The sequence below is a fragment of the Streptomyces sp. NPDC001880 genome (assembly GCF_053594575.1).
This window is the reverse complement of the sequence record NZ_JBSFET010000030.1, coordinates 1-20,414: the sequence shown is the minus strand read 5'-3', so window position 1 is coordinate 20,414 and position 20,414 is coordinate 1. Positions and strand designations below refer to the sequence as shown.

Here is a 20,414-nt window from a genome sequence, read left to right as displayed (position 1 = left end):
TCCCCGGCCGGCACCCCCGAGAGGCCCCTGGCCAGGCCCAGTCGTCGGACCGCCGTCGCCGCCCGGAGCACGGCAGCCGGCAGTCGGACAACAGCCCTTAGCATGAGCGGACTTTCTGTACGACGTGAGTACAGGCACATCGGGGAGGACGCACGTGGTCGCACACGCACGCGCCGGGGCTCTGGCCGGCACCGCACTTCTGCTGACGGGGCTGCTCGCGGGCTGCGGCGGAGGTTCGGACGACAAGCCGGACGACCGGGCGGACCACGATGCCGCGTCCTCGGCCGGCGGGCCGTCCACCGCGCCGAGCGGGCAGCCGGGCACGCCCCGGCTGCCCGTGGTCCTCACCTCCCAGCGGCTGGACTGGAAGGGCTGCGAGGCCCGCGCGGGCGAGAGCGCCCCCGGCCCCGAGTGGCGTTGCACGACGGTCCGGGTGCCGCTGGACTACGCGAAGCCCGACGGCGAGACGATCGGGATCGCGCTGATCCGCAAGAAGGCCCGGAACACCGGTCGACGCCTCGGCTCGATGCTGTTCAACTTCGGCGGCCCGGGCGGTTCGGGGGTCTCGATACTGCCCCGTGCCGCCGGCTCGTACGGCAACCTCAACTCCCGCTACGACCTGGTGGGGTTCGACCCGCGCGGGGTCGCGGGCAGCGAAGGGGTGAGCTGCCGCACCGACAAGGAGCAGGAGTCCGCCTACCGGAAGATCGACATGACCCCGGACACGGCGGCCGAGGAGACGGCGTTCCTGAAGGACGGCGCGGACTTCGGCGCCGGCTGCGCGCGCCGCTCCGGCAAGGTCCTGCCGTACGTCGGCACGACGAACGCCGCCCGGGACATGGACCTGATCCGCGAGGTGCTCGGCGACAAGAAGCTCACCTACTTCGGCATCTCGTACGGCACCGAACTCGGCGGCACCTACGCCCACCTCTTCCCCGCGAAGGTCGGGCGGACCGTCCTGGACGCCGTCGTCGACCCGACCGCGGACACCGTCGGGCACGCCCGCAACCAGGCGACCGGCTTCCAGCGGGCGCTGGGGAACTACCTCAAGGACCGCGGCCAGGATCCGAAGGCGGGCACGCAGCGGATCGCGAAGCTGCTGGAGCGGATCGACAAGAAGCCACTGCCGACCCGTTCGGGCCGCGAGCTCAACGAATCGCTGGCCATCACCGGCATCGTCACGCCGCTCTATTCCAAGAGCAACTGGCCGTACCTGACGCAGGCGCTGGACGAGGCCGAGAAGAGCGGCACCGGCAACATGCTGCTCCAGCTGGCCGACTCGTACAACGGCCGTGACGAGAAGGGTCACTACGACACCCAGAGCCACTCGCAGCGCGCCATCTCCTGCGCGGACGGCAAGCTCCGGCCGACGGCGGACGAGGCCAGGGCGCTGCTGCCGGAGTTCCGGAAGCTGTCCCCGGTGTTCGGCCCGTTCCTGGCGTGGGACACGGCGGGCTGGTGCTCGCAGTGGCCGGTGCAGGGTGAGCACGACCACCCGGAAGCGAGCGCTCCGGGCGCCGGTCCGGTGCTGGTCGTCGGCACGACCGGTGACCCGGCGACACCGTACGAGGGCGCCCGGAGGATGGCGGACGAACTGGGCAAGGGCGTGGGCATCATGCTCACCAACAAGGGCGAGGGGCACAGCGCGTACGGCAGGAACACCTGCGTGACGTCGACCGTGGACGCGTACTTCCTCGACGGGATGGTCCCACAGGACGGCAAGACCTGCTCGTAGGGCGGCCCGGAGACGCGGCGAAGGGGCCGGTCCGTGCGGACCGGCCCCTTCGCCGTGTCGGAAGGTGTTCTCAGTACACCGGCTTCTCGGGCTCGATCTGGTTGACCCAGCCGATCACGCCGCCTCCCACGTGGACCGCGTCGGCGAAGCCTGCGGACTTGAGGACCGCGAGGACCTCGGCGCTGCGGACACCCGTCTTGCAGTGCAGGACGATGCGCTTGTCCTGCGGGAGGTCCTGGAGGGCGCTGCCCATCAGGAACTCGTTCTTCGGGATCAGCCTCGCGCCCGGAATCGAGACGATCTCGAACTCGTTCGGCTCACGGACGTCGATGATCTCGATCTTCTCGTCGGCGTCGATCCACTCCTTGAGCTGCTTGGGAGTGATCGTGGAGCCGAGCGCCGCCTCCTGGGCCTCCTCGGACACGACGCCGCAGAATGCCTCGTAGTCGATGAGTTCGGTGACGGTGGGGTTCTCGCCGCAGACCGCGCAGTCGGGGTCCTTGCGGACCTTGACCTGGCGGTACTGCATCTCCAGGGCGTCGTAGATCATCAGTCGGCCGACCAGCGGGTCGCCGATGCCGGCAATCAGCTTGATGGCCTCGTTGACCTGGATGGAGCCGATCGACGCGCAGAGCACCCCGAGCACACCGCCCTCGGCGCAGGAGGGGACCATGCCCGGCGGGGGCGGCTCCGGGTAGAGGCAGCGGTAGCAGGGACCGTGCTCGGACCAGAAGACGGACGCCTGCCCGTCGAACCGGTAGATCGAGCCCCAGATGTACGGCTTGTTCAGCAGTACGGCCGCGTCGTTGACCAGATAGCGGGTGGCGAAGTTGTCCGTGCCGTCCACGATCAGGTCGTACGGGGCGAAGATGTCCATCACGTTGTCGGCTTCGAGCCGCTCCTCGTGAAGGACCACGTTCACGTACGGGTTGATGCCCAGCACCGTGTCCTTGGCGGACTCGGCCTTGGAGCGCCCGATGTCGGACTGGCTGTGGATGATCTGGCGTTGCAGGTTCGACTCGTCGACCTCGTCGAATTCCACGATGCCGAGCGTGCCGACACCGGCCGCGGCCAGGTACATCAGGGCCGGCGAGCCGAGACCGCCGGCACCGACACAGAGCACCTTCGCGTTCTTCAGCCGCTTCTGTCCGTCCATCCCGACATCCGGGATGATCAGGTGGCGGGAGTACCTGCGGACCTCGTCGACGGTGAGCTCAGCAGCTGGCTCGACCAGGGGTGGCAGCGACACAGGAACCTCAACAATGCAGGTGGTCGGTTTCTACGTACTTCGTCTGCGTACGGTTGTTCTTCCCGTAACACTGCCACGCCCCCTCTCATTCCGAGATACCAGGTCCGATCCGCGAGACGATTTCGTCCCAGTACCTGGGCAGCACAGCAAACGGTTCCATTTGACCGTTTTGGCCGTCTCGATCCGTGAAGAAGATCGTGCCCGCGCCCTGCCAGCGGGCGATGCGCATGGCCTCATCGAGATGAGTGCGCGGAACACCATGGACGAAGTGCGCGAACCTCTCCGGCGGATAGGAGGCGGTCCACTCCGCCACCTGCGACCAGCGGTACTCGGTCCAAGGCCCGCTGAAGGTGACCAACTGGTCGGCGGCCTCGGCGTAGCCGGGGTACGGATGGGTGCCCAGACCCAGCACCAGCGGCCCGCTCCCCTCCCCGTACGGGCGGTCGCCGTCGTCGAGGAGCGTCGCGAGGGTGCTGGTGAGCCGGCGTACCGCCGGGAGGTGGGCGCGCTCGGCCGGACAGCGGCCGAGATAGAAGCCCTCGACGCGGTACCAGTCGAGGAACGACTGCGCGTCGGCGATCAGTTCCCCGAAGGGGCGGCTGCCGAAGGCCAGGTCGAGATGGCCGAGCAGCCGGCCGCCCGCCGCCCGTACCGAGTCCTGCGGATCCTCGCCGTGCAGGGCCCGCTCGCGCGCGTTGCGGAGCCGGCCTGCGGCTTCCAGGCAGTGCGGGTCGGGGCGGGCACCGGGGCCGTTGTCGACATTGAGGACGGCCCAGTGCAGCGGAGTGCCGGGGCGGGCCAGCTCGGCCCATTCGGCCGGCGCGAGCAGCGGGTGCGCGCAGCCGGGCACGCCGAAGCCGAACTGCTCGGCGCCGCTGGTCCGGCGGGCCGTGCCGATGCTGGTCAGATACGGCATGCCGCCTCCATCCAGATGTCGGCGAGGGACTCCTCCAGATTGATCCGGGGGCGCCAGCCGAGCCGGTCCCTGGCGGTGCGTACATCAGCCTGCTGCCAGGCGCCGCAGCCGTCCGGGTAGGGGGACGGGGTCGCCGAGAGGTGCTCGATGACCGACTCGGTCGAGGTGCGCGGGGCGCCGATGGGCAGCCGGGGCGGGGGCGCGTCGAGCTCGTGGAGTGCGCCCCCGTATCCGGCGACCCTGGCGAGGACGGCGGCCGCGTCCCGGAGCCGCACGGCGCGCCCGGTACCGATGTTGACGACGCCCTGGGCGGCGGAGAGCGAGGCGGCGTGCACGGCGCGCGCAACATCGCGTACGTCCACGAAGTCGCGCTGCACGCCGAGGCCGCTGAGCTTCAGCTCGCCGTCGCCGGACTGCATGGCCCGGCGCATCGCCTCGGCGAGCCTGCCGAGCGGCGATCCGGCCGGGGTGCCCGGACCGACCGGGGAGAAGACCCGCAGCACCACCGCGTCGAGGCCCGAGCCGAGGACGAGTTCGGTGGCGGCGAGCTTGCTGACGCCGTACGGGCCACCGGGGCGCGGAATCGCGTCCTCGGCGGTGGAGGAACCGGGCTGCGAGGGCCCGTACTCCGACGAGCAGCCGACCTGGACGAGCCGGGCCGTGCAGCCGCTGCGCCGCATCGCCTCGCAGACCGTGGCGACGGCGACGGTGTTGTGGCGGGTCAGATCGCGGGCCCCGCCTCGGGTGGCTCCCGCGCAGTTGACGACGACTCCGGGGTGGACGGCGTCCAGGAAGCGGGTCAACGCGCCGGGGCTGCCGCTGGCGAGGTCGAACCGTACATCGGCGTCGTCTCTGCGGCCGAGCGCCGTGAGGTGCACGGCGGGGTCGGCGAGCAGGCGGTCGGCCACGAACCGGCCGAGGAATCCGTTGGCTCCGAGCAGCAGCACCCTCATCGCGCGCCCCCTCGGCGCCGACGGCGAGCTGCCGGTGAAGGGGATTGGGGGGTCATGTCCGGTGTCTCCTTGAGGAAGTGAGATGCAGTTGCGGGCAATGACCCGCGGCGTCGGCTCCGCGGGGCGTGCGATGGCAGTGGTACGGCTGTGGTGGTTACGCGACGGCCGGGCCTTCATCGACCGGCCGGGCGGTGGTGTGGGCGGATGCCCTGGAGAGGACGACGGTGGCGGCGACCAGCAGTCCCAGGGCGGAGGCACCGCAGGCGAGGGTGGGTACGGATCCGGTGCCGGACGCCGTGACGAGGGCGTCGACGGGGCGGGCGAGGATGTGCAGACCTGGCAGCCGCCCGGCCAGCACCAGCGCGGGTGCCAGGGCCTCGACCGCGCAGGCGACGGCCAGCCCGCCGGCGGCGAGTTCGGGGAACCCGTGCACGGTCAGCAGCCGGGCGAGCAGGAGCAGTACCCCGAGCGCGGCCGCCCCCACGAACGCTCCGCCGCCCCCGTACCCGAGGTGCGCGAGGTACAGCAGTCCGGCGAGGGCGCACAGGTGGAGTGCGACGGCCCCGAACAGCAGGGGGCGCACCCCCGCGGCGAACTCCTCCAGTGCACGGCTGCCGTTGAGTTTGCGGTGGGCGTGTACGGAGAAGAGGTGGGCGCACCAGGTGGCCGGGGCGAGCGAGAGGGCCAGGCCCAGCAGCGGTGCGGGGGTGATCGCCCAGGGGCCCTCGGGGCCACCGCTGAGCACCTGGTCGAGCAGCGGTTCGCCGTACAGGACATAGCCGAGGAGCCAGCAGCCGTACACCTTGGCCGCACCCGATGTACGGCCTTCGGCGTGCAGGGGGCCGCTGCGCAGGCTGACCACGAGTCCGATGAGTGCGAGAAGCGCCCCGCCGAGGGCGATCGCGGTCCGTGCCCGGCCGTCGAGCGCTCCCTCGGTGAGCCCGAGTGCGCCGGCGGTCGCTGTGCAGGCGGCGCCCGGCAGCAGCGCGCGGAGCGACCACGCGGCGCGGGTCTCGATGTCGCGCTCCGGCGCGTCGGGACCCGTTGCGGAGCCCGCCGCCGTGGCGGGCACCCGGGCGAAGAGTTCCTCGGCGAGCGAGAAGACGTCGCGGTGCCGGTAGCGGGCGGCGGTACGGTCAGTGACGCCATGGGCTTCGAGCCCGGCGGCGATCTCCAGCGGATCGACGGCCCGTTCGCAGAGCTCGCGGTGGCGGTGCATCAGCGATTTCACGGGGTCGGCGGGGCCCCGGCGCGAGGCACTGGGCCGGCGCGCCGGGGCGGGGCGTGCGATCTCGGGGGCGCGGGAGGGCGCGGAGGCCACGGTTGCCTGGGCGGACACGGGTGCCGGGACGGACTCGGCCGGCTCGTGCGTCCCGGAGGGCTCATGTATCTCTGAGGGCTCGTGCCTCCCGGACGGCTCATGGATCTCGGAGGGCCCGCGCGTTCCCGGGGCCTCGGAGACCAGGGCCCGGGAGCGGCGGTCCCAGCTTCCGCCGGTGGTCGGTGTCGCGGGTGCGTCGGACACCTCGGTCGGGCCGCCCATGGTGATTCCTCCGTGATCGTCGCCGGCCGCGTCGGACCGGTCCGGTCCGCTCCGGACGGGCCCGGCCGTCTCGTGCCCCTGTTCACGCATCGCCGCCACCCGCTCCCCGCGCTCCCACGCAAGCGGCCCGGGGCCCGCAGGCCCAGCTGGGCCTGCGCTCGGCCGTGGCCGCCGGGTAGGGGCCCGAGGCCGTCCACGGGACCAGGACGTGTGCCTCCGGCGGGGTGGCGAACGGGCGCGGTGCCCCGTCGGCGTCCACCGCTTCGGCCTCCCTGCGCACCGGGGCGTGCGAGATCAGCTCCAGGTAGATGCCGCGAAATGCCGCAAGGTTCTGTTCGACGGCGAAGAGCTCAAGTGCGCGGGCGCGCGCCGCCGCTCCGAGCCGTGCGCGGCGCTCGGGGTCCCGCAGCAGCGCGAGACAGGCGTCGGCCAGCGCCCTGGGGTTGCGCGGGGGCACCACGAGCCCGGTGCCGCCGATGATCTCGACGACCGCGCCGACATCCGTCGACACCGTGGCCCGGCCGCAGAACATCGCCTCGACGAGCCCGGCCGGAAAGCCCTCGACCACGCTGGACAGGACGACGACTCCGCCCGCCGCGTAGGCGTCCGGCAGATCGGCCACCTCGGCCCCGCCGATCTCCTCGAAGGAGACCGGGTTGTCCCCGACGGCATGCACGTCCGTGGCCTCGTCGGGGAAGAGCTGGGCGGCGAGGACCCGGCAGTGTGCGAGATAGGTGGCGGCTTCGGGGCCCGGGGCCGGGGCTCCGATGATCCTCAGCCGGGCGTCCGGTTCGGCCTTCCGTACCTCTGCGAAGGCATGCAGCAGCGCGATCAGGTCCTTGGCCGGCTCGATCCGGCCGACCCAGACCAGGGTGTCGTCGGGGCCGCTGTCGCCGCTCTCCCCCAGCGCCGTGAAGCGGCCGGACTCCATGCCGGGGTAAACGGTGCGCAGCTTGCCGCGTTCGGCGCCGCACCTTTCCTGCCAGCGGCGGGCATGGGCGTTGCCGGCGGTGATGATCGCGGCCTGCCGGTACACCTCGGTGGCGAGCCGACCGTGGAAGTTGGCGAGCAGGGCGCGCACCGGCGCGTTCAGCGGGGCGCCGGTCGCCGCGAGGTAGTGCGCCCGCAGCTGCGCGCCGTGCTCGGTGACGAGCAGTGGCACCCCGAAGAAGCGTTTGGCCAGCAGCCCCGGCAGCGCGACGGCCCCGCCGGACGTCGCGTGACAGAGGTCGACCGCGCCGAGGCCCTCCTCGTCGTACCAGTCGAGCGAGAGCGGGCGGAGCACCCGGTCGAGTTCCCGGGCGAAGGCGAGGAGGTCGGGGACGGCGGCGGTCCGGACGGTGCGCCCGGCGCCCGGGGCGCGGCAGGCCGCTTCGAGCAGCCGCACGGCGGTTTCGGAGCGGAGGGCCGCGGTGAGTCCGCCGTGCTCGCGGGCCAGTTCGGCGAGTCCGTACAGGCCGTCCGTGAACTGCGTGTCCGCTGCGGACGTACGCCCTTCGCCGCCCGGTTCGCCGGCACTCGCGCCCGCGTCGGCGGCCTCGTCCTCGCCGCCTGCCGGGCCCGCCGCGCAGACCGATGCGGCCAGAGCCGCGAAGTGCGCCGCGAAGCGCTGCCGTTCGCGCCGCCCGTACGGGCGGGTGCCCCCGCCCGTCACCATCCGGGCCAGCAGCCCCTTGGAGGCCGTGACCAGGACTCCCTCGTCGGCCGTCCGCAGCGGCGCCGTCCGCACCCGGCCGACCTGCATCAGGAGCTGGACCCGGCCCTGCGCCTCCTTTTCGGCGGAGCGGCCGAGCGCGAAGAGATCGAACTCGTGCTGTGCGAGCCCACGCACCAGACGGTCGCACCAGAGCCCGGACTCACCGGTCGCATACGGATAGCCACCGTCGGTGAGGAGTCCGATCCGCACGAGCACACCCCCGATCTCCCTTGTGGGCGGCCGCCGTTGGAATGGCGGCTCACAGCGGGACGACCGTAAGCGGACACGCCGGTGGTGCGACGGACGGTTGTCCGTCGCACCACCGAAAGGGGTGAACCGTCGTAACTTTCCCGCCCCGATAGCGTTCTATTCCGCTACGCAAGCGATCCGTCACACAGGGTCAGGCGGCGGCCAGCTCCTTGCGGGCCGCGCGGCGCACCGTCGCCGGCGCAGGGTCGAGCGCGGGAACGGCCGCCAGGAGCTGCTCGGCGCAAGGGTCCCGGGGGTTCCCGTACACCTTGTCCACCGCGCCCTCCTCGACGATCCGGCCCTGCCGCACGACGGCGCCCCGGTCGCTGACCTGCCGCACGACGGCGAGGTCGTGCGCCCGTGCCGTCCACCGGCCTCCCGCCCGGGGAGGTCCGCGGCTCCGTCACCCGGGGCACCGCCGCCAGCAGCGCCCGCGTGTACGGCTCACGCGGGGCCACGAGCACGTCCCCCGGTGCAGACCACTCCGGTGCCCAAGGCCACGCTCAACCGGGCGGATACACCCAGGCGTTGGGACGGCACTTGATTCCGTCGATGTCCAGGGACTTGGTCTGCTGCTGCATCACCGGAGCGAGGGCTCCGGGCGTGCGGCAACTCACATGGTCGTTCCCCAGCCGGTGCCCGACTTCATGGTTGATCAGCATCTGGCGGTAGGCGAAGAGCTTGTCCGGACCGAAGGTCGACGAGCCCTGGGCCCAGCGGTAGGCGTTGATCATCACGCGCTCGGTCGCGGCGGAGTCGCAGCTGACGTTGTCCACCGTCGTGTCCAGATCCGACTTCGCACACCATTCACCGGTGGTTCCGGGGCTGGCCAGGGTGATCACGAAATCGGGGTCGTCGGTGGAGACCCGCTCGAACGTCATCGCCCCGTCGTGCGCCCAGCTGCGGTCGTCGTTGAGTGTCTCCTGGACGGCCCTGGCGAAGAGCGCGGCATCGAGACCGAGCCCCTTCTCGACATCGACCCGGTAGCGGTACTTGTGCCCCCGGCCCGGGGCCTTCGCCGTCCCCGGAATCGTCTCGAACTCTCCGGACGCCTTCAGATCCGGGGCGATCGGATAGGCCTTGGCCATCTTCTGTGCGTACGAGAGCGGCTTGGTCCGCACCGACTCGGGGGGCGGGCGGTCGTCCGAGCGGGAGGCGCCGTCGGGGCCGCGGCGGTCGACGCCCGAGGGCTGTGCGGCGGTGGTCCCGCCGCCGTTGTCCTGGGTGACCTGCCCGGCCACCACCACCGCGAGGACCGTGGTCACCGCGGCGGCCGCGATCCCCGTGAAGGCGCGGCCCTTGGCGCCCTTGCCGTCCTTGCCCGGCGCCGGGCCGTCGCCGCCTGGCGGCTGCTCGTCCCGCTCGCCGACCGGGGTGTACGGATCGGCGCGGCGGGCCGGCGGAACGGAGGGACCGCGCGGTGCGGGCGGAGCGGGCGGCGTGTCGAAGGCCTCGACGAACTCGCGCCGCGGTCCCGGTACGAGGGGCCGGGCGCCGGGCTGCTGCCCGGGCGCCGGCCGCCGTGCTCCGGGCCGCTGGTCGTCGGTCCGGAGGCGCGACTGGGGGCCGGTGCCCCAGCCGCCGCCGGGCTCGTGCTGTTCGGGGTGGCCGCCGCGGACATGTCCGGTTTGCTGGGAGGGGCTGTGCCCGTCGGAGCCGGGCGGCGTGTCCGCGGGCCTGCGGCGCCGCCCGGTGCCGGGGCCCGGCCGGGTGCCCGCGGACACGCCGCCCTCGTCCGCGGTGGCGGCCTCGATGTCGGGCCCCGAGGGTTCGGGGCCCTTTCGGCTATGTCGTCCCACGCCCCGGATCAGCTCCCGCCGCGTTCGTCGAGCAGTTCCCGGAAGGCCTGGGCGACCGCCTCCGGGAACTCCATCATCGCCACGTGCCCCGCGTCGGGCAGTGTCAGCAGCCGCGAATCACGGAAGGCCGCGGACGCCTTGCTCGCCATCCGGTACGAGACCAGCCGGTCCCGTCCGCCGTACACGAGCTGGGTCGGTGCGAGCACCCGCTCGGCCTGGCGCCACAGTCCGTGCTGCCCGCCGAGCGTGTACGCGTCGACAATGCCACGTGCGGAGCGTGTCATCGCGTCCCAGAAGTACGGCAGCCCCGTCCGGCGCTCCATTTCGGCCACCGCTTCGCGGAAGCCCGCATCGGAGACTCGCCCCGGATCGCCGTAGCAGAGCGCCATCGCGCCGCGGGTGCGGTCCTCCGCGGACCAGTCCCTGGTCATCCGGGCGAACAGGCCTGCGACGCCGGGCACGGCGAGCAGCCCCGTCGGCAGGGCCGACCGCTGCACCCGGATCTCGGGGAGCGCGGGCGAGACGAGGGTGAGGGTGCGCACCAGGTCCGGGCGGACCGCGGCGACCCGGGTGGCCACGGCCCCGCCGAGCGAATTGCCGAACAGGTGTACCGGTCCGCGCTCCTCGGCATCGAGGAACCGGATCACGGTGCGGGCGTGCCCGGTGACCGAGTAATTCCCGTCGTCCGGCGGCGGCGAGTCACCGAAGCCGGGCAGATCGACCGCGTCGCCGTCCACCACGTCCTGGAGCAGCGGCATCAGCGCCGACCAGTTCTGCGAGGAGCCGCCGAGCCCGTGCACGTAGAGCGCGGGCGGCAGCCCGGTCCGCTCCGGCGGCCGGGAGCGGACGCTCAGCGTCAGCCCGGGGAGCGCGACGGAGCGCAGCTCCTCCCCCTCCGCGACCCGGACGGCGCTCACCGCCGGGGACGCCGCGGCGGCGACGGCGCGGACTCCCGGCAGCTCGGTCGAAGACATGCGGCAATGTTACGAGACGATCACACCTTGATTCATGTGTTCGCCGTCACAGACCGCATAGCGGCCTGCGGGCGCAGCTCCTACGCTCGAAGCAAGGAAGGGAGTCACCATGACGGTCGACCCCAGCGACCCGGAGACCTTCGAGTACATCCAGCCGGACGAACCGGACCAGGAGACACCCCGGGCGGACGCCGCCGAGCAGCGGGCCGATCTCCAGCAGCAGCACGACGAACCGCTCACGGGCATCGACCGGGACAGCGCCAACGAGGCCGATGCAGCGGAACAGGCCCGCGTCGTGACACAGGATGAGGACGATTACCGCTGATACAAACTGCTTTGTCCCGGTGGCCGGGGAATCTGTGGCTACCGCAGCCGTCCGGTCCATGAAATTCTGCGTCCGCGCCGCGCATACCCGGGTTACCCAAAAGTACGATGGCTGTACGGCGCAGCGTGCACGGAAAAGCTGTGTCCGATCACAAATTTGGGAGGCGGCGTGACAGCCATCGAGCAGACCGAGGCGGCGCGCCCGCGGGGCACTCGCCTGCCTCGCCGCGCCCGACGCAATCAGCTGCTGGGCGCCGCGCAGGAAGTCTTTGTGGCGCAGGGCTACCACTCCGCCGCGATGGACGACATCGCCGAGCGGGCCGGGGTCAGCAAGCCGGTGCTCTACCAGCACTTCCCGGGAAAGCTGGAGCTCTACCTGGCCCTTCTCGACCAACACTGCGAGTCGCTTCTCCAGGCGGTCCGCACGGCCCTGGCCTCGACCACGGACAACAAGCTCCGGGTCGCCGCGACGATGGACGCGTACTTCGCGTACGTCGAGGACGAGGGCGGCGCCTTCCGGCTGGTCTTCGAGTCCGACCTGACCAACGAGCCCGCGGTGCGCGAGCGCGTCGACCGGGTGTCGCTGCAGTGCGCGGAGGCGATCTCCGACGTCATCGCCGGGGACACGGGGCTGTCCAAGGACGAGTCCATGCTGCTCGCGGTCGGCCTGGGCGGTGTCTCCCAGGTGGTCGCCCGCTACTGGCTCTCCAGCCGGTCCGCCATTCCTCGGGACACGGCGGTCCAGCTGCTCACCTCACTGGCCTGGCGGGGCATCGCGGGTTTCCCGCTGCACGGCATCGATCAGCACTGAACGGTCCGCCCGGCACGGCCGCCGTCCGTGTTCGCTGCGGGCGTTGCCCGCCGACCACTGGCGGCTCCCCCCAGCGGGCTAATGTGTGCTGCGTACGGCGCGGCTCACCGCGCAGGGACTGACCGTCGGAGGGACATAGCCGTGGAGGTCAAGATCGGGGTGCAGCACACGCCCCGGGAGATCGTTCTGGAGAGCGGGCTTTCCGCCGAAGAGGTCGAGAGCACCGTCGCCGAGGCTCTCACCGGCAAGGCGCAGCTGCTCAGCCTCACGGACGACAGGGGCCGAAAGGTCCTGGTGCCGGCCGACCGGATCGCTTACGTGGAGATCGGCGAGCCCAGCACGCGTCGTGTCGGGTTCGGCGCGCTGTAGGCAGCACGCTCCGAGCAGTGACCGTGGCAGCGGCCCGGTGGGGTTTCCCACCGGGCCGCTGCCCGTTGCTGTTCCGGGTGATTCCCGTGCGAACCCGGTGCCGAGGAGGGTTGCGTTCCGCGACGGGCGGGTAGTACCGCTAACGACCGATTCAGGTCAGGCCCTAACCGCCCCGCAACTCGCGAGGTGATCATCTGTGATCCTGGAAGCACTCGGCTCCGTCGTGCTCGGACTCGCCCTCGCCTGGGCGGCGCTCCGCTCCCTGCCGCACCGGCTCCCGTCCCGCCGCGTCGTCTTCACCACCGGCCCCCTCGGAGCCCTGTTCGGCTCGTATCTCATGCACTCGGTGCTGGGTCCGGGCCATGCCGTGGCCACGCTGGTCGGCGCGACGCTGATCGGGGCCGTGACGCTCTCGCTGCTGATCCGCCCCCGGAACAGCCCGCTGAGGCGATCAGCGGCGGCCTGAGGCCGGCCCGGCGGACCGGCCCCCGGTGAGCCTGTTACGCGGCCAGTCCGAGCGCGGCCATGCGCTTGGTGTGCGCCTCCGTGATCCGCGAGAACATCCGCCCGACCTCCGCCAGGTCGAAGCCGTCCGCCACACCGCCGACGAGCATCGTCGACAGCGCGTCGCGGTCGGCCACCACCCGCTGGGCCTGGGAGAGCGCCTCGCCCATCAGCCGGCGGGCCCAGAGCGCGAGCCGGCCTCCGACGCGCGGGTCGGCCTCGATCGCGGCGCGCACCTTCTCGACGGCGAAGTTCCCGTGCCCGGTGTCGTCGAGCACGGCGAGGACCAGGGAGCGGGTGTCCATGTCGAGCCGGACCGCGACCTCGCGGTAGAAGTCACTGGCGATCGAGTCGCCGACGTACGCCTTGACCAGGCCCTCCAGCCAGTCCGACGGAGCGGTCTGGCGGTGGAAGTCGTCGAGCGCCTTGGCGAACGGCTCCATCGCACCGGTCGGCTCCACCTCGATCGCGGTCAGCCGGTCGGTGAGCCGCTCGAAGTGATGGAATTCGGCGGAGGCCATCTTTGCCAGCTCCGCCTTGTCCGCGAGTGTCGGCGCGAGTTTGGCGTCCTCGGCGAGCCGCTCAAAGGCCGCCAGCTCCCCGTACGCGAGTGCTCCCAGCAGGTCCACGACCGCTGCCCGGTACTGCGGCTCCATCGACGCGGTGGCCCAGTCCTGGGCGGCGATTCCGGTGGGTTCAGGGGTTTCAGTGGCGTTGTCAGGCGTCTCCATGGAGCGCAGAATAGCCCGCCCGGCGGGGGACGGAAGGGCCTGGCCAGCCAGTGACATCACACCGTTCCGATGAATTCGCCCAACACACATGCGCGAATCCGGGGTACAGTGGTATTGCGTCTACTGAGTATTTTGGATGTACCGGTGGCGCGAAAATGGTGAAAAACGAATGAGGATGCCCGGTCGGTGGCCCGATCGGCTCCGACCCGACAGCCCTCCACGCGGGGCGTACGCCACGTACGACCGCAGATGAGGGGCCCCCTCAGCGGCACGAGCGCTCGAGCGACGGCAGTGGTCCCGCGCCACCCGGCCATACGCGGCCGGATGACCAACCCCGGCACGGTACGACCCCCAGCGTTCGCCTCGGACCGCGTCTCACAGAAGAGGCAGCACCCTGACTACGTTTCGTGAACTCGGGATTCTTCCCGAGACGGCCGAGGCCCTTGAAGCCGTCGGCATTGTGTCCCCGTTCCCCATCCAGGAGATGACGCTCCCCGTCGCGCTCTCCGGTTCCGATGTCATCGGCCAGGCCAAGACCGGCACCGGCAAGACCCTCGGATTCGGTCTGCCGCTGCTGGAGCGCGTCACCGTCCCCGCGGACGTCGAGGCGGGCCGGGCCCGGCCCGAGGAGCTGACCGAGGCGCCGCAGGCGCTCGTCGTCGTCCCCACCCGTGAGCTCTGCCAGCAGGTCACCAACGACCTGCTCACCGCCGGCAAGGTGCGCAACGTCCGCGTTCTCGCGATCTACGGCGGCCGGGCGTACGAGCCGCAGGTCGAGGCCCTGAAGAAGGGCGTCGACGTGATCGTCGGCACCCCGGGCCGACTGCTCGACCTGGCCGGACAGCGCAAGCTCGACCTCTCGCACGTCCGCGCGCTGGTGCTCGACGAGGCCGACGAGATGCTCGACCTGGGCTTCCTGCCCGATGTCGAGAAGATCATCACGATGCTTCCCGCGAAGCGGCAGACGATGCTGTTCTCGGCGACCATGCCGGGTGCCGTCATCGGTCTCGCGCGCCGCTACATGTCGCAGCCGACGCACATCCGCGCCACCTCGCCCGACGGTGAGGGCGCAACCGTCGCGAACATCTCGCAGCACGTCTACCGGGCCCACTCGATGGACAAGCCGGAGATGGTCGCCCGCATCCTGCAGGCCAACGGCCGCGGACTCGCGATGATCTTCTGCCGTACCAAGCGCACGGCGGCCGACATCGCCGAGCAGCTGGAGAGGCGAGGCTTCGCGTCCGGCGCGGTCCACGGCGACCTCGGCCAGGGCGCCCGCGAGCAGGCGCTGCGCGCCTTCCGCAACGGCAAGGTGGACGTGCTCGTCTGCACCGACGTCGCGGCCCGCGGTATCGATGTCGAGGGTGTGACCCACGTCATCAACTACCAGTCGCCGGAGGACGAGAAGACCTACCTGCACCGCATCGGCCGGACCGGCCGCGCAGGCGCCAAGGGCATCGCGATCACGCTGGTCGACTGGGACGACATCCCGCGCTGGCAGCTGATCAACAAGGCGCTCGACCTGGAGTTCAACGACCCGGTCGAGACCTACTCCACCTCGCCGCACCTCTTCGAGGAGCTCGACATCCCGGCCGGCACCAAGGGTGTCCTGCCGCGGGCCGAGCGGACCCGCGCCGGCCTGCGGGCCGAGGAGATCGAGGACCTCGGCGAGACGGGCGGCCGCGGCCGCAGGTCCGCCCCGGCGCCCGCCGTCCGCGAGGAGCGCGCGCCGCGTACGCCGCGTCAGCGTCGCCGCACCCGGGGCGGCGCCGCCGTCCAGGAGACGCCCGCCGCCACCGCGGCGCCGGCCCCGGCCGCCGACGCCCCGTCGGAGCCGCGTACGCCGCGTCGCCGTCGCCGCACCCGGGTCGGCGCCGCGGATGCCGCGGCCGAGGCCGTGATGAACGCGGTGGAGGCCGTGGTCGAGGTCGAGGTGGCGCCGAGGACCGCCGAGGCCCCGGTCGAGGAGGCGCCCGCGGCCGAGACCAAGCCGCGCCGCCGCCGCGCCCGCGTGGTCAAGCCGGCCGAGGACGAGGTCGACTTCCAGATCGCGCCGATCTCCGAGCCGGTGGCCGAGACGAGGACGGTGACCAAGCCGCGTCGCCGCCCCCGCGTCGTCAAGCCGGCCGAGGACGAGGTCGACTTCCAGATCGCGCCGATCTCCGAGCCCGTCGCGGAGACCAAGCCGCGCCGCCGCACCCGTGCGGCCGCCAAGCCGAAGACGGAGGCCGTGGCCGAGGCCCCGGCCGTCGAGGGCGAGGCGAAGCCGCGCAGGCGCCGCGCGCCGCGCGCGGCCGCCGCGAAGACCGAAGGCTGAGCTACCACCGCTCAGAAGCCTGATCCGCCGGACGGGCCCGAGGACGTCCTCGGGCCCGTCCGGCGTTCCGGCACCTCGCTTCTGCCCGTCCGGCCTCCCACGGCATAACCTCGTCCCATGAGCCGGCCGCACACCTTCACCCCGCCCCCCTGCGCCCACGCCCGCCAGCTGCGCACTCCGCGCGGCGACTTCGCCGTGCTGGACGCCTCGCCACCCGATGCCGTGCGCGGCACCGCCCTCCTGCTGCCCGGGTACACGGGCAGCAAGGAGGACTTCATGGCGCTCCTCGAACCGCTCTCGGCCGCCGGGTACCGGATCGTCGCCGTGGACGGCCGCGGACAGTACGAGACCGAGGGGACGGACCGTCAGGAGAGCTATGTGCAGGGCGAGTTGGCTCTTGATGTGCTCGCCCAGGCGGCCGCTCTCGAAGCAGGCGGCGAAGGCTCCGTGCACCTTCTGGGGCACTCGCTCGGCGGGCAGATCGCCCGCGCCGCCGTACTTCTCGACGCCGCGCCGTTCCGTTCGCTGACGCTGATGTCCTCCGGGCCCGCCGAGATCGTCGAGGCCCAGCAGCTCAAGGTGAAGGTGCTCAGCGACGCGCTCGCGACGCTGAGCATGGCCACGGTGTGGGACGCGATGCGCGCACTCGACCCGCCGGAGGAGGCGGCGACGGACGGCGAGGCTCTGCGCCGACGCTGGCTGCGCCACCGGCCCGCCCAGCTGATCGCCACCGGCCGCCAGCTGGTGACCGAGCCGGACCGGGTGGCCGAACTCGCCGCCGTACGGCTGCCGGTCCATGTGCTCTCCGGCGAGCGCGACGACACCTGGCCGGTGCCGTTGCTCGACGAAATGGCGCGGCGTCTCGGCGCGCACCGCACCCGGATCGCGGGCGCCGAGCACTCCCCCAACACGGACCGTCCGGAGCAGACCGCGGCAGCGATCGCCGCGTTCTGGGACAGCCTGTGGACGGCACCGGAAGGGCTCAGTACTGCGACTTGAGGTGCTGCCAGAAGCCGTCGCGCAGCGCCCGCCGCAGATGCGCGTGGCCGCGCAGCGAGTGCTGGAGCAGCCGTTCGGCCTCGACCAGCAGGTCCTGGTCGACGGAGCCCGGCAGGTAGGGGTGTCCGGGCAGCAGGTCGGCGAGGGACTCGCGGCCCCGGGCGGCCAGCCAGGCGGCCGCGATCTGCGCGCCGACGAAGCGGACGTCCTCGCGCGCGGGCGCGGGGGTGTCGTCCTCGTAGATGGTGACGGGACGTCTGGTGACGTACGGACGGCAGAAGTCCAGGTCGAAGGTGCGCTGGCTGTCGACCTCCCAGAGCAGCGGCTCGGCCTGGTTGCGCCCCTCCCCCGCCTCGATGCCCCACAGGTGCACCCGGGCCCCGTACCCCTGCGCCGCCTCCACCGCGGAGACCAGGTCCTCGTCGCCGCCGACCAGTGCCGCGTCGCTGATGGCTCGGTGCCGGGCGAGCGATTCGAGGTCGGTGCGGATGAGTGAGTCGACACCCTTCTGCTGGTTGTTGGCGTTGAGGTTGCCGAGTCTGACCTTGACGTCGGGGAGTTCGGCAATGGACTGCTGCTCGGCGGTGTGGATGCGCCGCCTGGCTCCGTCGTACCAGTACACGCGCAGCAGCCTGCTGTCCGCGAAGATCGTCCGGGCCTTGTCGATGAAGGCCTCGATGAGCCCTTCCGCGTCGAGATCGAAGGAGCGGCGGTCCTCGGTGCCGGTGACGAGCAGTCCGGCCGCCGCGTACACATAGCCCGCGTCCACGAAGATCGCGTGGGTCGAGGGGGTCTTCGACACCTCGGCGAGCACGCGCTGCAGCAGCTCGTTGGTGCGGTCCAGGCGTTCGCGGATATCTGCCTCGTTCATTCGGGCCTCGTCGTGGTCCTCGTCGACCGATCGCCCTCGGCGACCAGTTGATACTTAGACATCCAAAAAATTTCCTTAGCGTAGGGAATGTTTTACCGGGGCAAGTCGTTGTACCTCTCATGGAGCACGGGACAGTGGCGTCCGGTGCTCTCATCCTTGCGGACGGGCCAGCCGTCCTCCCAGTAGTTCTCCAGCAGGAGGATCAGACGAAGGGAAGCCTCATGCGCTTCGAGATCATGCGACTCGACGATGTCGACGGTACCGCCGTGGACAGCACCGTCGTGGACGCCGCCTCCGTCAACCGGATCGTGCAGCAGGCCGCAGCCATAGGCCAGCGCATCTACATCCGCCCGGCCGAGACCTCGGCTTCGTAACGCACGACGACGTACAAAGACGAAGCGCCCCCGTACGGAAGAGGTCCGTACGGGGGCGCTGTGGTGCCGGCGGGTACCTCAGGAGCCCTGGATGACCTGGGTGACGCCGTTGATGATCTGCTGTACGGCGATGGCGGACAGCATCATTCCGGCGAGCCTGGTCATCAGCACGACACCGCCGTCCTTGATGACCCGGATGATCAGCAGCGAGTAACGCATCGTCAGCCAGAGCACGATGTGCATGGCGAGGATCGCCGACCAGACCGAGATCTGCGTGGCCACGCTGTCGGCGTCCTGCACCGCCAGGATCACCGAAACGATCGCACCGGGCCCGGCGAGCAGCGGCATGCCCAGCGGCACGAGCGCCACATTGACGTCCTTGGTCTGCGTCGGCTCGTCGGTCTTGCCGGTCAGCAGGTCGAGTGCGATCAGCAGCAGGAGCAGTCCGCCCGCGATCATCAGGGCGGGCACGGAGACATGCAGGTAGTCGAGGATCTGCTGGCCGAGCAGACCGAAGACGGCGATCACGCCGAAAGCGACGGCGACCGCCTGGAACGCCATCCTGCGCTGCACCCTGGCGGGGCGGCCCGCAGTGAGCGCGAGGAAGATCGGGGTGATCCCGGGGGGATCCATAATCACAAAAAGCGTGAGAAAAAGGGATCCGAAAACAGCGACGTCGAACACAGTGAGCCTTGCGAGAAGAGAGAAACGGCCTGGAGGAGCGCACCCCGAAGCCTTGACGGCGGCCCGACGGCCAGGTGCACAAAAGTAGAACGTGAAGGGGGAGGGACGGCGGTGTGCGTACGGGCCCCGTGGTCCGGCCCCGGCGCGTGCGTCGTTACACGGGGCGCGGCCCGCCGGTCCCCGGCACCGGGAAGGCTCCCGTGGCGCGCCGGGTGATCTCGCCGTAGATCTCGGGGTCGGTGGTGTACTCGCCGAGCCCGACGGTCTTGCGGCTGCCGTGGTAGTCACTGGACCCGGTGGTCAGCAGCCCCAGGTCGTGGGCGAGCCCGCGCAGCCTGGCCCTGGTCGGCTCGTCGTGGTCCATGTGGTCGACCTCGATGCCGTCGAGGCCGGCGGCGGCGAGCCGCGCCATCGAGGACTCGGGCACCACCTCGCCGCGCTTGACGGCGGCAGGGTGGGCGAAGACCGTGACACCACCGGCGGCCTTGACCAGCCGGATCGCGTCGAAGGGGTCGAGTTCGTGCTTCTCGGCGTAGGCGCGTCCGCCGTCCGCGAGCCATTCGGGCGTGAAGGCGTCGGAGACGGTCTTCACGACGCCGAGTTCGACGAGCGCGGTGGCGACGTGCGGTCTGCCGACCGATCCGTCCCCGGCGATCCTCGCGACCTGCTCCCATTCGACGGGCACCCCGAGGTCCTGGAGCTTGCGCACCATGGTCCGGGCGCGCGGCACCCGGTCGTCGCGCACGAGCTCGCGTTCGCGGGCCAGCTCGGGCTCGTCGGGGTCGAAGAGGTAGGCCAGCAGGTGCAGGCCCACGCCGTCGATCCGGCAGGAGAGCTCGGCGCCGGTGACGAGGGTGAGCCCCTCGGGAAGGGCGGCGATCGCCTCGGCGTGGCCGCGCACGGTGTCGTGGTCGGTGAGCGCGACGACATCCAGGCCCGCGGCGGCGGCGTTCCGTACCAGCGCGGCGGGGGTGTCCGTGCCGTCCGAAGCGGTGGAGTGGGTGTGCAGGTCGATGCGCACGACGCGTACTCCAGATGCTCGGGGCCGGACAAGGGGACATCTCAGGATAACCGGCATTCGAACGGCGCCCGGCCGGGCCCGGAGGCTCCGGTCTCCAGGGCGGGTTTCGAAAGTCCCGCCTGACCGGGAACGCCCTCCGGGCGGACGACGCCACTTTCGGGACAGCCCTTAGTAGTACTTCGTTAGGTTGATTTGATCTCGGTGGTTGCGGTGGCGCATGCTGCGGCCTGTGGATCTTGGTGAGGTGGAGCGGCTCCGTGAACGCCTCGGCGCATTCGTGGCCGAGGTGTTCGTG

The 20,414-nt window shown here is 71.6% G+C and carries 19 protein-coding genes and 1 pseudogene; 8 read left to right on the top strand and 12 right to left on the bottom strand.

What is annotated here, in order from left to right:
• The first annotated feature begins 154 nt into the window (after positions 1–154).
• The gene (locus tag ACWCQ6_RS18580) at positions 155–1,735 is read left to right on the top strand and encodes an alpha/beta hydrolase (RefSeq protein WP_451090401.1); all 1,581 of its coding nucleotides are present in this window, start codon (positions 155–157) and stop codon (positions 1,733–1,735) included.
• Between the two features lie 70 nt (positions 1,736–1,805).
• Here the strand turns inward: ACWCQ6_RS18580 and moeZ are convergent, their stop codons facing one another.
• The 8 genes and pseudogenes from moeZ to ACWCQ6_RS18540 form a co-directional block, all read right to left on the bottom strand.
• Complete coding sequence (moeZ, locus tag ACWCQ6_RS18575) at positions 1,806–2,984, bottom strand: adenylyltransferase/sulfurtransferase MoeZ (RefSeq protein ID WP_451090399.1); 1,179 nt, start codon at positions 2,982–2,984, stop codon at positions 1,806–1,808.
• An 85-nt stretch (positions 2,985–3,069) separates the two neighbouring features.
• Positions 3,070–3,900, bottom strand: a complete 831-nt coding sequence (locus ACWCQ6_RS18570; protein WP_451090397.1) for a spherulation-specific family 4 protein — start codon at positions 3,898–3,900, stop codon at positions 3,070–3,072.
• Positions 3,888–4,853: an NAD-dependent epimerase/dehydratase family protein gene (locus tag ACWCQ6_RS18565; protein WP_451090395.1), complete on the bottom strand. Its 966-nt coding sequence runs from the start codon at positions 4,851–4,853 to the stop codon at positions 3,888–3,890. The genes ACWCQ6_RS18570 and ACWCQ6_RS18565 overlap by 13 nt, the downstream gene beginning before the upstream one ends.
• A 154-nt stretch (positions 4,854–5,007) precedes the next feature.
• Positions 5,008–6,396 carry a hypothetical protein gene (locus ACWCQ6_RS18560; protein WP_451090393.1) on the bottom strand — a complete coding sequence of 463 codons (1,389 nt, stop codon included), beginning with the start codon at positions 6,394–6,396 and terminating at the stop codon, positions 5,008–5,010.
• An 82-nt stretch (positions 6,397–6,478) separates the two neighbouring features.
• Positions 6,479–8,302 (bottom strand): glycosyltransferase, encoded by a 1,824-nt coding sequence (locus ACWCQ6_RS18555; RefSeq protein ID WP_451090481.1) that lies wholly within the window; start codon positions 8,300–8,302, stop codon positions 6,479–6,481.
• Between the two features lie 190 nt (positions 8,303–8,492).
• A pseudogene (locus ACWCQ6_RS18550) lies at positions 8,493–8,699 on the bottom strand (ABC transporter ATP-binding protein); the annotation flags it as partial.
• A 145-nt stretch (positions 8,700–8,844) separates the two neighbouring features.
• Positions 8,845–10,140 carry a DUF3152 domain-containing protein gene (locus tag ACWCQ6_RS18545; protein WP_451090391.1) on the bottom strand — a complete coding sequence of 432 codons (1,296 nt, stop codon included), beginning with the start codon at positions 10,138–10,140 and terminating at the stop codon, positions 8,845–8,847.
• 8 nt (positions 10,141–10,148) lie between these two features.
• The gene (locus tag ACWCQ6_RS18540; RefSeq protein ID WP_451090389.1) at positions 10,149–11,114 is read right to left on the bottom strand and encodes an alpha/beta fold hydrolase; all 966 of its coding nucleotides are present in this window, start codon (positions 11,112–11,114) and stop codon (positions 10,149–10,151) included.
• Positions 11,115–11,223: 109 nt separating this feature from the next.
• On the opposite strand from ACWCQ6_RS18540, the gene ACWCQ6_RS18535 reads away from it, so the two are divergent.
• The 4 genes from ACWCQ6_RS18535 (at position 11,224) to ACWCQ6_RS18520 (ending at position 13,084) form a co-directional block, all read left to right on the top strand.
• Positions 11,224–11,439, top strand: coding sequence for a hypothetical protein (locus tag ACWCQ6_RS18535; protein WP_451090387.1), 216 nt, complete (start codon positions 11,224–11,226; stop codon positions 11,437–11,439).
• A 168-nt stretch (positions 11,440–11,607) separates the two neighbouring features.
• Positions 11,608–12,249, top strand: a complete 642-nt coding sequence (locus ACWCQ6_RS18530; protein ID WP_018105511.1) for a TetR/AcrR family transcriptional regulator — start codon at positions 11,608–11,610, stop codon at positions 12,247–12,249.
• 141 nt (positions 12,250–12,390) lie between these two features.
• Positions 12,391–12,618, top strand: a complete 228-nt coding sequence (locus tag ACWCQ6_RS18525; protein WP_451090385.1) for a DUF3107 domain-containing protein — start codon at positions 12,391–12,393, stop codon at positions 12,616–12,618.
• Between the two features lie 196 nt (positions 12,619–12,814).
• Complete coding sequence (locus ACWCQ6_RS18520; RefSeq protein WP_451090383.1) at positions 12,815–13,084, top strand: hypothetical protein; 270 nt, start codon at positions 12,815–12,817, stop codon at positions 13,082–13,084.
• A gap of 34 nt (positions 13,085–13,118) precedes the next feature.
• Here the strand turns inward: ACWCQ6_RS18520 and ACWCQ6_RS18515 are convergent, their stop codons facing one another.
• Positions 13,119–13,853 carry a ferritin-like fold-containing protein gene (locus tag ACWCQ6_RS18515; protein WP_451090381.1) on the bottom strand — a complete coding sequence of 245 codons (735 nt, stop codon included), beginning with the start codon at positions 13,851–13,853 and terminating at the stop codon, positions 13,119–13,121.
• A gap of 484 nt (positions 13,854–14,337) precedes the next feature.
• Between ACWCQ6_RS18515 and ACWCQ6_RS18510 the strand changes: the two genes are divergently transcribed.
• Complete coding sequence (locus ACWCQ6_RS18510; protein WP_451090379.1) at positions 14,338–16,170, top strand: DEAD/DEAH box helicase; 1,833 nt, start codon at positions 14,338–14,340, stop codon at positions 16,168–16,170.
• 117 nt (positions 16,171–16,287) lie between these two features.
• Positions 16,288–17,169 (top strand): alpha/beta fold hydrolase, encoded by an 882-nt coding sequence (locus ACWCQ6_RS18505; RefSeq protein WP_451090377.1) that lies wholly within the window; start codon positions 16,288–16,290, stop codon positions 17,167–17,169.
• On the opposite strand, the gene ACWCQ6_RS18500 is transcribed toward ACWCQ6_RS18505, so the two are convergent.
• A complete protein-coding gene (locus ACWCQ6_RS18500) occupies positions 17,153–18,040 on the bottom strand; it encodes an NYN domain-containing protein (RefSeq protein WP_451090375.1) in 888 nt (295 codons plus the stop codon). The genes ACWCQ6_RS18505 and ACWCQ6_RS18500 overlap by 17 nt on opposite strands.
• Before the next feature lie 221 nt (positions 18,041–18,261).
• Here ACWCQ6_RS18500 and ACWCQ6_RS18495 point away from each other — a divergent pair, with 221 nt between their 5' ends.
• On the top strand, positions 18,262–18,414 hold the full coding sequence (locus ACWCQ6_RS18495) for a hypothetical protein (RefSeq protein WP_177328023.1): 153 nt from the start codon (positions 18,262–18,264) through the stop codon (positions 18,412–18,414).
• 78 nt (positions 18,415–18,492) lie between these two features.
• Here the strand turns inward: ACWCQ6_RS18495 and ACWCQ6_RS18490 are convergent, their stop codons facing one another.
• Together ACWCQ6_RS18490 and ACWCQ6_RS18485 are read right to left on the bottom strand one after the other, a co-directional pair.
• The gene (locus ACWCQ6_RS18490; RefSeq protein ID WP_451090373.1) at positions 18,493–19,098 is read right to left on the bottom strand and encodes a MarC family protein; all 606 of its coding nucleotides are present in this window, start codon (positions 19,096–19,098) and stop codon (positions 18,493–18,495) included.
• A gap of 154 nt (positions 19,099–19,252) precedes the next feature.
• On the bottom strand, positions 19,253–20,119 hold the full coding sequence (locus ACWCQ6_RS18485) for a PHP domain-containing protein (protein WP_451090371.1): 867 nt from the start codon (positions 20,117–20,119) through the stop codon (positions 19,253–19,255).
• Positions 20,120–20,414: the final 295 nt, after the last annotated feature.

What these genes read in the sequence shown, in the direction of transcription:
- ACWCQ6_RS18565 (WP_451090395.1), bottom strand. Translation starts at nt 4,853, where the DNA reads ATGAGGGTGCTGCTGCTCGGAGCCAACGGATTCCTCGGCCGGTTCGTG.
- ACWCQ6_RS18505 (WP_451090377.1), top strand. Translation starts at nt 16,288, where the DNA reads ATGAGCCGGCCGCACACCTTCACCCCGCCCCCCTGCGCCCACGCCCGC.
- ACWCQ6_RS18515 (WP_451090381.1), bottom strand. Translation starts at nt 13,853, where the DNA reads ATGGAGACGCCTGACAACGCCACTGAAACCCCTGAACCCACCGGAATC.
- ACWCQ6_RS18535 (WP_451090387.1), top strand. Translation starts at nt 11,224, where the DNA reads ATGACGGTCGACCCCAGCGACCCGGAGACCTTCGAGTACATCCAGCCG.
- ACWCQ6_RS18510 (WP_451090379.1), top strand. Translation starts at nt 14,338, where the DNA reads ATGACGCTCCCCGTCGCGCTCTCCGGTTCCGATGTCATCGGCCAGGCC.
- ACWCQ6_RS18570 (WP_451090397.1), bottom strand. Translation starts at nt 3,900, where the DNA reads ATGCCGTATCTGACCAGCATCGGCACGGCCCGCCGGACCAGCGGCGCC.
- ACWCQ6_RS18540 (WP_451090389.1), bottom strand. Translation starts at nt 11,114, where the DNA reads ATGTCTTCGACCGAGCTGCCGGGAGTCCGCGCCGTCGCCGCCGCGGCG.
- ACWCQ6_RS18560 (WP_451090393.1), bottom strand. Translation starts at nt 6,396, where the DNA reads ATGGGCGGCCCGACCGAGGTGTCCGACGCACCCGCGACACCGACCACC.
- ACWCQ6_RS18495 (WP_177328023.1), top strand. Translation starts at nt 18,262, where the DNA reads ATGCGCTTCGAGATCATGCGACTCGACGATGTCGACGGTACCGCCGTG.
- ACWCQ6_RS18500 (WP_451090375.1), bottom strand. Translation starts at nt 18,040, where the DNA reads ATGAACGAGGCAGATATCCGCGAACGCCTGGACCGCACCAACGAGCTG.